Genomic DNA, 11,493 nt, shown 5'->3' with positions numbered 1-11,493 from the left:
CGTCCTCACCCGGCGGCGGATCCGAGCTGAACTGGTACCCCCGCCTCGATGCTCTGGTGGATCGCGGCCACGACGGTCGTCACGACGACCGCCTCGGCAACTGTGGGTACGTCGTCCGGCCGGCGCGCACCGGTCAGCAGGTCGACGAAACTGCGGGCGATCTCAGCGGCGACGCCGATGACGCGGCCATCATCCTCCAGTGTGGCGTGGTGCAGCCACTGGTAGCGGGGGCCGGCCATGGACACACCCTCGTCGGCGCCGTCGATCTGCAGCGCCGCTCGCTCGCCGACGAGTTCGTACCGGAAGTCGAAAACGCTGGGATAGGACTCGGGCAGCATCCAGTGCGACTGGAGCGTGAGCGTGGTGTCGTCGGTGAACGTCACCAGGGCGTGGATTCCGTCGTACGTGTCGATCCCGGACGCCGCCATCACCCTGCGCAGGCCGGTGGCGTAGACCGTCTTCGGCCTCTTGCCCGACAGCCACAGCGCAAGGTCGACGGTGTGCGGCATCAGGAACCATCCGGGGGTGGTGCGTGCCGCCCACGACAGCATCGTCCGCGGTACGAACGTGGTGTCGTTGAGGTGCGCGCACTGGAACAGCACGTCGCCGACAGCGCCGGACCTCACCTGGTGGCGGGTGAGGACGAAGCGGGGGTTCCAGCGGTTCTCGAAGGCCACCATGGCCTTGGTACCCGATTGCTGCACAGCCTCGTGGATCTGCTCGGCCTCGGCGACGTCGGTGGCGAGCGGCTTCTCGATCAGCAGGCCGACGCCCGTGCGGGCCGCATCGACGGCGGCGTCGCGGTGGGCGAAGTCGGGTGTCGCCACGACGAGCCCCGCGAGACCGGGCGACGCGGCGAGCAGGGCCCGGTGATCCGGATGGGCCGCGGCCCCGAACTCCGCCGCGAACGCCTCACCCGCCGCCGAGTTCGCGTCGGCAACCGCGACGATACGTACGTCCGGAATCTGGCGCAGCGCGCGGGCGAACAGCCGCCCGCGCAGGCCCGCGCCCACCACACCGATGTCGAGCACGTACGCATCGAAGCACGTTCCGCCGACGCCGGCCAGCCGCGAGCAGGCTCATCCTTCGGCGCAGCAGGCGTGCCGGCTCTCGTGCACGTCATTGTCCGCCAAGGACGCGGCGCTGCCGAGTTTCGGTACCGCCACGAGGGGATAGCTCACTCGCCGGTCGTGCCGTCGATGCGGTCCCGGATGAGGTCGGCATGGCCGTTGTGGCGGGCGTACTCCTGGATCACCTTGAGCAGGTTCTACCGCACCGCGCGGCCATTGCCGGGACTCGTCGCGTCGAGCGATGCGACACCGGCGAGGAGAGCGTCGACGCGTCGGCGCTCCTCGTGCCATCGGTCGAGGGACGGCCGTGTCATCGCCGGGGTGAGGCCGACGATGTCACCGTCCGGCGCGTCGTCCGTGCAGTAGAGGAGTCGAAATTGCCCGTCGTCGGCGCTGAGCGCGAAGGCGAGATACGCGTGCTCCATCTCGATCATGTGGCGGACAAGGCCGAGCAGCGAAAGGTCCGATGGCGGCGCGGACGCGATCACCAGGTCGCCGTCGCCGAGACCCTCGCACTTGGCGGCCAACGCGTCCCGGTGAAACGCCAACCAGCCGACCAGCAGGTCGCGCTCGGCGACGTCGCCGGGTTCGGACGCTCTCTCCACCCGCGTCACCCTAGTCCCGACTTCGGACTGGTGGCGCCTCGTCGCCGTCGACCGCGACCTTCGACCAGCGGGGCTAGTCCCTAGCTCTTCGTCCGGTAGAGCCGCATGGTGATCGGTCCGAAGACCGCGACCAGCAGCACGCAGGCGAGGAACACCCAGCCGAGCTGGCCGGTCGTCACGGTCCCGTGCATGAGCCCACGGGTCGCCGTCGCCAGATGGCTGATCGGGTTCACGTCGACGAACGCCTGCAGCCATCCCGGCATGGTCCGCGGATCGACGAAGATGTTGCTCCCGAACGTCAACGGGAACAGCACCATCATGCTCCAGCCCATCACGGAGTTCGGGGTGCGCAGGATGAGGCCGAGCGCGGCCCACACCCAGGCGAGGCTGAACGAGAACACCAACAGGAGCAGCACCGCCAGCACGACACCGGTGAGCCCCGCTCCCGGCCGGAACCCCATGACGACGCCGAGCACGACGACGACGATCGACGCGAGGGAGTAGCGCACCACGTCGCCCAGGAGGGCGCCGACCAATGCGGCGGGCCGCCAGATCGGCAGCGAGCGGAACCGGTCGAACACCCCCTTGGAGATGTCGGTGTTCAGCGCGACGCCGGTGTACATCGTGATCATGGTGACCGTCTGCACGAGGATGCCGGGCAGGAAGTACTGCAGGTAGGCGTCGGTCGAACCGGCCAGCGCCCCGCCGAACAGATACGTGAACATCAGCGTGAGCATGACCGGGAAAGCGGTGACGTCGAAGAGCTGCTCAGGCACATGCTTGATCTTCAGCAGGGCACGCCAGCCGAACGTCAGCGAGACCGACACCGGGTGCGGCCGTGGCGGGCGACTCCCCGAGGACAGAGCGGTACGAAGAGCGGCGCCGGCATCGGCGAGCTCGGAGGACGCGGGTGCGGTCGGCGTACTCATGCGGCGTCTCCCTCGGCAGCCCCCGCGGGTTGCCTGTCAGCCTCGCCCGGTTCGGCCGGATGGCCGGTCAGGGCCAGGAACACCTCGTCGAGGCTGGGCTGGCCGAGCGAGAAGTGTCCGACCGCCACACCCGACCGGGACAACTCGGCGAGGGCCTGTGCGACCCGCTCGCCCGCTTCGTTTCCGTCTGCACCTGTGCCGACCCGCGCCGACAGTGCGGAAGGGTCGGACTCCAGGTGGGCTTGGACGCCGAGTGCGGCCGACAGCAGCCGCTCCGCCTCGGGTCGCTGGGAGGGGTCGAGCAGTCGCACGTGGACCGCTCCCGCACCGACCGACGCCTTCAGCTCGCCACTCGTGCCCTCCGCGATGATCTTGCCGTGGTCGATGACGGCGATCCGGTCGGCGAGTTTGTCGGCCTCGTCGAGGTACTGCGTCGTCAGCAGCACGGTCGTGCCTTCGGCCACGAGCGCCCGCACGATGTCCCACACCTGGTTGCGGCTGCGTGGGTCGAGGCCGGTGGTCGGTTCGTCGAGGAAGATCAGGTCGGGTGTGATGACGATGCTGGCCGCGACGTCGAGCCGGCGCCGCATGCCGCCGGAGTAGGTCTTCACCTGCTTGCCGGCCGACTCGGCGAGTCCGAACGCCTCGAGCAGCTCGCTCGCCCGCGCCCTCGCGCGCGGCCGCGGATAGCCCAGCAGGCGCGCGAGCAGGATGAGGTTCTCCATGCCGGTGAGATCCTCGTCGACCGAGGCGAACTGTCCAGTCAGGCTGACCCGGCTGCGGACATCATCGGCTTCGCGCACGACGTCGTGGCCGAGGACCCGCGCGGTGCCGCCGTCGGGCGGGATCAGGGTGGCGAGCATCCGGATGGTCGTGGTCTTGCCGGCGCCGTTCGGACCGAGGAAGCCGTAGACCCCACCAGGGGGGACGGCGAGATCCACGCCGTCGACCGCCCGGGTCTCACCGAAAACCTTGACGAGCCCGGACGCCTCGATGGCGAGTTCGGGCGGTGCTGCGTTCATGTCTCTCCTTGCGACACGCCCGGATCGGGCGCCCGTGCCGCGCCCAGAGTGAACTCTGGCCAGGCGTTCGGAACACTAATCGATGCTGCCGACATACTCGCCGGTGAGCGCATCCGCGCGCTCCCACGACGACCAGTCGATCTCCCGCCCGTCGAGCTGGGCAGCGACGACCTCCAGCCCGGCGTGCCACCCGGCCGCCGCGGGCGCCGCCATGGCGCGATCGTCGAAGACGTTGGTGAACACCAGGCCGCATCCGCCCACACCGTCGGCGGTCAGCTCCCAGCGCAGGACCTCCGTGTCCCAGGTGTACTCCAGCAGGTGGGGCGGATCGACCCGGGTGATCTCGCCGGTCGCAGCCTGCTCCTCGGTCATGCCGTACCTGCGTACCTGCTCGGCGGTGGGCAGGAACCGGAGCGTCGCGCCCGGTCTCAGATCGAAGTCGACCACCGCCGGGAACCACGCGCGCAGGTGTTCGGCCTCGGTGATCGCCCGCCACACCTTCTCGGGTGGGTGGGCATAGCGGCGTTCGAAGCGCAGTGCGTACCTTCCGTCGTCGGTGGTCGCCAACGTGCCCAGCATGGTGATCGGGGTCCTTCCAGTCCGTACGTCGTCGAGGGGACAGGCGCGGCGGGCGGGCCTCGGCTCAGTCGGCCATGCCGCGTAACTGGGCGGCGAGCCGGTCGATGCGCGAGCGCCAGGCGGCGAGCGCGCGGGACCGCGCCGCGGCCGCGCCGTCCGACCCGGTCTGGGAGAGGATCAGCCGGGCGCCGTGTCCGGTCCCGGTGGTCAGCTCCCACCGGACGGTCCCGGCAACGTCTGAAGGCTCAGCCACGCCTACAGGCCCAGCCGCACCGGAAGGTCCGGTGGTGTCCGCGGGTGCGTCGTCGCCGTCGACGTACCAGCTGTACTCCAGCATCGTCGGGCGCTCCACCGCGGTGACAGCGCCGGGACGGACGTCCGCCACCGTGAACCCGGCAGGTACCGCACCGCCCACCGCCAAGGCGTCTGCCTCGTCGCTGACGAGCAGCTTCCAGACCGACTCGGCCGGCTGGGTGAGCTGGCGTTCGAACCGGAGCCGCCAGCCATCGGGTGTGGCCTCGACCGTGCCCTCGTCCAGCCCGAACGCCGTGACGAGACTGTCGTGCAGCTCCGCCGACGGCCGCTCGTGTCGTACCGGCTGGCCAGCGACCACCAGGTCCAAGGCATCGAGGCACTGCCGCCACCCGGAGGCGAAGCTCGCCGCGCCAAAGCGGTCGTCGAACGTGTGGGTGAAGACCAGCAGGCACCCGTCGTCGTGCGGGCGCAGCTCCCAGCGCAGCAGGTCGTCGACCCAGGTGAACGCGAAGACGCGTGGTCGGTCGAGCTCGACGATGGTGCCGTCGACGCTGGGCCCTTCTCCGTCGCCCATGTCGAAGCTGACCTTCGCTCCGACTTCGAGCTCCATCTCCACGGTCGCGGGGAACCACTGGCTCAGCTCGGCAGGTTCGGTGACCGCCCGCCAGACCTTCTCCGGCGGATGGGCGAGGCGGCGTTCGATCCGCAGCATCGGTCGGCCGTCGACGGTGAGGAGCGTTTCGTTCATGAGAGGTCCTTCTTCTGCTGCGATCCTGGAACATCGTCGTCGCGTGCCTGGGGTGGCACGGGTGCGTCGGGCATCGTGTCGAGGTGGCGTTCGAGAGCGTCGAGGCTGTCGGCCCACAGCCGCCGGTACGGCGCGAGCCAGGCATCGAGCTCGACCAGGGGCTCGGGCCGCAGTTCGTACCACCGGCGTTGGGCGTCCGGACGGACCCGGACCAGCCCCGCCTCGCGCAGGACCCGCAGGTGCTTGGAGGTTCCGGGCTGGGAGAGCCCGAGCTGGCCGGTGAGTTCACCCACCAACCGGGGACGCTCGAGCAAGAGGTCGAGGATCCGCCGCCGGGTTGGCTCGGCGAGAACGTCGAACGGCGCAGACATGACGACGAACATACCACGACAGTTATATAGCTAGCTAGCTACGTACGGCGGTCGTCGTTCGAGGGTGCGCCCGCCTGCTTGTACGCCTACGCGTCGGCCACCGGCCGGGGTCCCTTGGACATGTCGAGGATGCAGAGCTGCGTCCCGAACGGATCGTCGAGCAGCGCGCACCAGCCGATCCTGATCTCGAACGGTGCGACGCGCAGTGCACACCCCTGCCGGACGAGCTCGTCGCAGGCGAGGCGTACGTCATCGACGAGGTAGTGGACGTTCAGCGGCCCCGGCACGCCTGGGTCGTCGTGCAGGACGAGTTCGGCGTCGGTCTCGGGAAAGCCGAGGCCGACGGTCTGGTGCCCACCGTCGGCGTCGGACCAGAGCCGCCGCAGCCCCATGACCCCGACGTAGTAGTCGGCCGCGGCGCTCACGTCCTCGACGCGGACCATGACGCAGTCGATCTTCCTCAGCATGCTCGCCATTCTGTAACGACGGCGTCGGGCGCGCTCCGGGGTGCGGGGAGTTCCCACCCCGGTCGGTTACGATCCAGTTCCGTCCCCTTCATGTCCCGGTCACGGTGCTGTCGTGCCGCGCGAGGAGGTCCAGTGGTGGTCCACGGCCAGCTGCAGGACTCGGCCCGCCCGGTCGATGCTGCCGTGCCGAGGATCGCCGCGGTCATCGTGACCATGGGTACGCGGCCGGCGGAGCTGTCGGCCCTCCTCCACTCGGTGCGTACGCAGGAAGGTCCGCCGGTGCGGACCGTCGTCGTCGGAAACGGCACGCCCCTGCCCAGCATGCCGCCAGGCGTCGAGGCGATCGAGCTACCGGAGAACCTCGGCCTGCTCGCGGGACGCAACATCGGACTCGCCGCACTGCGGACGCACGGCGACGTCGATGTCGTGATGTACCTCGACGACGACGGCCTTCTGCTCGATGCCCGCACGGCCGAGAAGCTGCGCGAGGCGTTCGCCCGCGATCCTGTGCTGGGGATCGTGGGGTTTCGGATCGCCGACGAGCAGGGCACGACACAGCGCCGCCACGTGCCACGGTTGCGGGCGCGAGATCCGCAGCGGGCATCGGAGGTGACCACGTTCCTCGGCGGCGGCAACGCGATCCGGATGGCCGTCGTCGACCAGACCGGCACCTGGCCGGAGGAGTTCTACTGGGCGCACGAGGAGACCGACGTCGCGTGGCGCGCCCTCGACGCCGGCTGGCGGATCGACTACCGGCCCGACATCGTGCTCCAGCACCCGAAGACCTCACCGGCCCGGCACGGGTCGACCTACTACCGGCTGACCGCGCGCAACCGGGTCTGGCTGGCCCGGCGCCATCTGCCGGCCGTCCTCGTCCCGATCTACCTCGGCACCTGGATCGTCGTGACGCTTCTCCGGCGGCCGCCGTGGGCGGGGCTTCGGCAGTGGTGCGCCGGCTTCGTCGACGGCTGGCGGAGCTTCTCCGGCGTCAGGCGGCCGATGAGGTGGCGGACCGTCTGGCGCATGACCCGGCTCGGCCGCCCACCGGTTGTCTGACAGCCAGCCATCTGACAGCCAGAGCAGGCGCCCAGTGTCAGGCAGCCAGCGGTCTGACAGCCTCCTCGCGTGCTGTGGCTTCTGCCGTGGCGGGGCCGGCGTAGTCGGGCAACCGGCACAGCGTGCGGTAGTGCACCCCCTCCTCCCACCGTCCGATCGCGGGTCCCTCGAGGTCGGCCAGCCCAACAGTGGTGAGGGTCCAAAGCCGCGCCCATCGTCAACGGACACGGGCATTCGGTCACTTTGCCGGCTCCCCTCATCCCGAGACGGTAGCGTCGTCGAGTCGGCTCGAAACGGCGAAACGACCGCCATCGACAGAGGAGAAGGACGCCACAGATGGTTCGCAAGGCAGTCATCCCCGTTGCCGGGTTGGGCACCCGGCTGCTTCCCCTGACCAAGGCGCTGCCCAAGGAGATGCTGCCCATCCTCGACAAGCCAGTTCTGCAACACACCATCGAGGAACTCGTCGCTTCCGGCATCGACGACATCATCATCGTCACGTCGAGCCGCAAGGCGCTGATCCACCAACATTTCGCGCCCGACGAGGACCTCGACGTACGCCTGCGTTCCGACGGCAAGTCCGATCTCGCCGACACGCTGCACGCCGTGACCTCGATGGCCCGCATCACCTACCTCTACCAGCACGGCCCCTACGGCAACGGCACGCCGGTGCTCAACGCCGCCCGCATCGTCGGCGACGAACCCTTCATGGTGTTGTGGGCCGACGACGTGTTCACCGCGGCCGTCCCGCGTGCCCAGCAACTGATCGCGGCGTACGAACGGACCCGCGCACCGGTCCTGGGCCTGATGCCGATGGAGCCGCACGAGTCCCGCCGCTACGGCGTACCCATCGTCGACGACGAGCTCGGCGCGGGTCTGCTGCGGATCTCGGGCATCATCGAGAAGCCAGCGCCCGAGGAAGCGCCGTCGAACTACGCCGCCATCGGCGGATACGTCGTCACGCCCGGCATCGTTGCCGAGCTCGAAAGCCAGGTCGAGCGGCACCGCGACAATCCCGACGGCGAGATCTACCTGTCGGGCGCCATCCACGCCCACGCGTCGGAGAGTCCCGTCTTCGGACAGGTCATCGAGGGCACCTGGTGGGACACCGGCAACCCGCTTGGCTACCTGCGGGCGCAGTTCGCGGCCGCGCTCGACCACCCCGAATACGGTCCCGAGCTTCGCAAGCTCGCCAACGGTGGAGGCGCACCAGGCCCACGGTGACCGGCGGGTTCACGTACCCGGCTGGGCGCACAGGCGTTCGGTCCCGAGGCTCGCGATGAGCAGCCGTTCCTTCGCGTTGCCGAGCAGTTGTGCGGTCCAGGACGTGAAGCCGCCGTCACCGAGCTGCAGCCGCCGCCCGTCCGGAAGGGTGCCGTGGAGGTGGAAGCAGGCGCCGATGTAGTAGCCCCGCCCACCCTGCCGCTCGTCGTCGAAGGCGACCGTGACGTCGGGGAACCGCTCGGCCAGCGGAGTCAGGACCTGCTCCTGCAGCACCGGCTTACGCAGACCGTCCGCCAACTCGGTGATCGTCAGGCATACGTCCGACAACGCAGGGCCGGCGTCCTGCGCTCGGGCCAGCAGACACAACAGTGCACCCAGCTCGTCGCGCAGGCTCGTCGTCTCGAACCGGAACGACCCTTCGTCCCGTCCGGCGGTCGTCAGCGCCAGCAGCCGGAAGTGCGGCCACCTCGCGGGCCCGTCGAACAGCTGGCCCCGCACGAGTCGGTGCGACGCGCACAGGCGCACCCGCGAGGTGTCCCGAGAACTGGAGCGGAGCAGTGCACGCCTGCGCAGGGCACATTCGAGCGCGAGGGAGTTCGTGGCGTCGGCAACGACCTCGGTCGTACGACTGGTCGTGAGCACGTTGTTCTGGTCCACCGTCGCGAGCGCGGCCACCGTGCCCAACGGACTCACCGGCGACAGCTCGATGGCCTCGTAGCCCGCCGAACGCAGCGACTCGAACGCCAGCCGGTCGAAGTCCGCCAGGGCCGCAGGATCGATGCCGGTAGGGCGGACGAACCGGTTGGTTTCGTACTGCCCCAGCACCTTCGCCGGGGCGATCCGCTCGACCCGGCGGCGGTGGACCTCCAGGAGCAGCGACGAGAGGTCTGTCGGGCTGAGCCGGTCGGCGAGGACCTCGACCAGGCCCGGGATCCCCGCCGCACGTTCGATCCGCTCGATCAGTTTGGTGGCCATTCCCTCATCCTGGCGGACGGCGTACCTCGAAGTCGAAGCAACCGAACTCCACCGCCCGGACGTGCACGACCGCGACGTCCGGGTCGGCGAAGAGCTTGTCGAGAGCTTCCTCGGCAAGCTCGACCTGCTCGGAGGTGTGGTCGTCCAGGATCTGACCGCCGAGGATCCGACCGTCGGGGGAGTACGCCCGGAAGACCCGGCGTTCACCGCCCATCGCCACCGGGTAACCCGACTGGCTCGGTCCTGCGCACGGCACGGGATGGATGAAGACGGGGCCGGTCTCGTCGTACGGCCCTGGTTCGGCTCCGGTCTCGGCCGCCCACCGGCGGAGAGGCGCGTACGACACGAGCGCGATCTCCTCGCCGGGTCGGCTGCGGCCCAGGCAACACCGCAACGGATTGTTGCCGCTCTCATCCACCAGCAGCCTCGGCGGCCGACCGGCGTCGTCACTCACCCGGATCTGGCCGAGGACGTCCGGATCGATGGCGCGGTAGTCATAACGGGAGGTTGGTTGCATCTCACCAGCGTGGCGGGCTGGTGCCGCCACAGCCGGCGGGAATCAGACCTGGCGTCCCCGCGGCGCCGAGCCCTCATGGGACGCGCCCGGTGACGCGGAACCTGCCACCGGAGCCCGAACGTACGGGCCGAAAAGACGAACCCGCCACCGGGCCGTCGCAGAAGGGCGGCCCGATGGCGGGTCCGAGTGGATCAGAGTGGGCGAACCTGGCTCGCCTGAGGTCCCTTGGTCCCCTGCGTCACCTCGAACTCCACCCGCTGGTTCTCCTCCAGGGTGCGGAATCCTGAGGTCTCGCCGCCGACGATCTCTGAAAAGTGGACGAAGACATCCTTCGCGCCGTCGTCCGGGGTGATGAAGCCGTAACCCTTGTCTGGGTTGAACCACTTCACGGTGCCCTGCGTCATTTCGTACTTCTCCTGAACAGGTGTGGTGGAAGCGGATCCGTGGTCTTACGGACCTGCTGGTCACTCTCGAGCGGCGGAGCGCCCACCATTCCTGGCAAGGCAAAGGCCCGCATCGACTTTCCGCGGGCGTGAAAGAACAGGGCCAACACGTACACAGAAACTTGCAACCACTACCCATGGTAGCCGCCTTGCGGCGGAAGTGGCGACGACACCAGGAAACGCGGCGTTGCGAATGCGGTGACGCGCTACCCTGCCCGGCGGTCCAGGCCGGGATCGGAGGCTTCCTCGGCCTGCCACGGCTGCGCTTCGTACAGCGTTGCGAGCTGCTCGGGAGGTGCCGTGTAGCCGTACTCCGAGGCCAGGTCCTCACCGGTGATCTCGCGCCACACCCCGTCAAGCGTCGAGAGTGTCGATGCTGCCCAGCGTGCGCGCCAGCAGGGCCACACGCCATGGCACACGATGCAGGCGCGCTTCTTGCTGTAGAGGACCGGGATGACGCCCCACTGCCAGCGCACCCCGACGCCGAGGCTGTCTGCTTCGTGGACGCGGACCAGGATCCGCGCCGCGGCTACCAGATCCTCGAAATCCACGGCGCGTTGCACACTCACGTTGTCCCGTGAGAGCTCGTGAATGGCGGCCATTGTCGACCGGTCTCCCTCCGTCGCTGCGGTGCGGTCGATGCGGCTTTGGGAGCTGTCCCCCTACGCCGCGGGTTGGGTTGACTGGCGTTACCTGCGGGGCTGATGGGTGAGAGCTCGTAGGAGGCGCTGCTTCGTCGAGAGCCAGGAGGACGCCCAGCGGGTTTCAGGGCACGGCCAGTCGAGCGCGCATGACACGCAGCAGGCGGGCTGGCGGTGGGATCGCGACACCGGCAGGCGGAACCAGCGGCTACCGAAACCCGTGGGCGCGTGGTCCGGCACATGCGTACGGTTCAGGAGGCCGGCATGCGCGGAGAGTTCTGTCTGGGACCACTCGACCCGCCCGATACCAGGCACATGCGTCACGATCAGGGGTCGGAGGGATCCCGACTGGGTGGCGCCGAGATCAACCGAGCTGCTCATCTGATGCTCCGTTTCCGAGGTCTGAGGATCCGGATCGCACATGCGCGTGTCAGGGGTCGAGCGAACAGCCGGCTGCCGTCGGCCGTTGCGTGCGGGGGCGACTGGTTGGCTCATGGCCCGCTCCGGACGCGGTGCGGGCGGAGCGCCGCTCTGATCGGCCTGGAGTGAGACTCCGATTTCTGGCCGTAGAAAGCGGTTTCCTGGCTACGA

At 69.3% G+C, this 11,493-nt stretch carries 13 protein-coding genes and 1 pseudogene; 2 read left to right on the top strand and 12 right to left on the bottom strand.

The features are described from left to right. Positions 1 to 5: 5 nt before the first annotated feature. The 8 genes and pseudogenes from ABN034_RS18485 to ABN034_RS18450 all read right to left on the bottom strand — a co-directional run bounded on the left by ABN034_RS18485 (position 6) and on the right by ABN034_RS18450 (position 6,046). A complete protein-coding gene (locus tag ABN034_RS18485) occupies positions 6 to 1,031 on the bottom strand; it encodes a Gfo/Idh/MocA family protein (RefSeq protein WP_349692216.1) in 1,026 nt (341 codons plus the stop codon). Between the two features lie 146 nt (positions 1,032 to 1,177). Next, positions 1,178 to 1,675, bottom strand: a pseudogene (locus tag ABN034_RS18480) (mycothiol transferase). 80 nt (positions 1,676 to 1,755) lie between these two features. Beyond that, entirely contained in the window at positions 1,756 to 2,604 is an 849-nt protein-coding gene (locus ABN034_RS18475) for an ABC transporter permease (protein ID WP_349692215.1), read from the bottom strand. Further along, positions 2,601 to 3,626, bottom strand: a complete 1,026-nt coding sequence (locus ABN034_RS18470) for an ATP-binding cassette domain-containing protein (protein WP_349692214.1) — start codon at positions 3,624 to 3,626, stop codon at positions 2,601 to 2,603. Before ABN034_RS18470 ends, ABN034_RS18475 begins: the two co-directional genes overlap by 4 nt. 75 nt (positions 3,627 to 3,701) lie before the next feature. Beyond that, a complete protein-coding gene (locus ABN034_RS18465) occupies positions 3,702 to 4,205 on the bottom strand; it encodes an SRPBCC family protein (RefSeq protein ID WP_349692213.1) in 504 nt (167 codons plus the stop codon). Positions 4,206 to 4,269: 64 nt separating this feature from the next. Continuing rightward, positions 4,270 to 5,208, bottom strand: coding sequence for an SRPBCC family protein (locus ABN034_RS18460; protein ID WP_349692212.1), 939 nt, complete (start codon positions 5,206 to 5,208; stop codon positions 4,270 to 4,272). Then, complete coding sequence (locus tag ABN034_RS18455) at positions 5,205 to 5,579, bottom strand: ArsR/SmtB family transcription factor (protein ID WP_349692211.1); 375 nt, start codon at positions 5,577 to 5,579, stop codon at positions 5,205 to 5,207. The genes ABN034_RS18460 and ABN034_RS18455 overlap by 4 nt, the downstream gene beginning before the upstream one ends. An 86-nt stretch (positions 5,580 to 5,665) precedes the next feature. Continuing rightward, a complete protein-coding gene (locus ABN034_RS18450; RefSeq protein WP_349692210.1) occupies positions 5,666 to 6,046 on the bottom strand; it encodes a VOC family protein in 381 nt (126 codons plus the stop codon). 132 nt (positions 6,047 to 6,178) lie between these two features. Between ABN034_RS18450 and ABN034_RS18445 the strand changes: the two genes are divergently transcribed. Next, positions 6,179 to 7,102 (top strand): glycosyltransferase family 2 protein, encoded by a 924-nt coding sequence (locus ABN034_RS18445; protein WP_349692209.1) that lies wholly within the window; start codon positions 6,179 to 6,181, stop codon positions 7,100 to 7,102. A gap of 336 nt (positions 7,103 to 7,438) precedes the next feature. Then, positions 7,439 to 8,326 carry a UTP--glucose-1-phosphate uridylyltransferase gene (locus tag ABN034_RS18440; RefSeq protein WP_349692208.1) on the top strand — a complete coding sequence of 296 codons (888 nt, stop codon included), beginning with the start codon at positions 7,439 to 7,441 and terminating at the stop codon, positions 8,324 to 8,326. Positions 8,327 to 8,335: 9 nt separating this feature from the next. Here ABN034_RS18440 and ABN034_RS18435 read toward each other — a convergent pair whose 3' ends face one another. From ABN034_RS18435 to ABN034_RS18420, 4 genes are all read right to left on the bottom strand, one after another. Further along, a complete protein-coding gene (locus ABN034_RS18435; protein WP_349692207.1) occupies positions 8,336 to 9,301 on the bottom strand; it encodes a hypothetical protein in 966 nt (321 codons plus the stop codon). A gap of 4 nt (positions 9,302 to 9,305) precedes the next feature. Continuing rightward, entirely contained in the window at positions 9,306 to 9,818 is a 513-nt protein-coding gene (locus ABN034_RS18430; RefSeq protein WP_349692206.1) for a DUF1203 domain-containing protein, read from the bottom strand. Positions 9,819 to 10,009: 191 nt separating this feature from the next. Next, a complete protein-coding gene (locus ABN034_RS18425; protein WP_349326673.1) occupies positions 10,010 to 10,222 on the bottom strand; it encodes a cold-shock protein in 213 nt (70 codons plus the stop codon). Between the two features lie 245 nt (positions 10,223 to 10,467). After that, positions 10,468 to 10,863: a hypothetical protein gene (locus ABN034_RS18420; protein WP_349692205.1), complete on the bottom strand. Its 396-nt coding sequence runs from the start codon at positions 10,861 to 10,863 to the stop codon at positions 10,468 to 10,470. Positions 10,864 to 11,493 lie beyond the last annotated feature (630 nt).

The sequence above is a fragment of the Actinopolymorpha sp. B11F2 genome (genome assembly GCF_040195635.1).
GTDB lineage: Bacteria > Actinomycetota > Actinomycetes > Propionibacteriales > Actinopolymorphaceae > Thermasporomyces.
The sequence above is the reverse complement of the archived record's forward strand: the minus strand, read 5'-3'. Positions and strand labels throughout refer to the sequence as shown.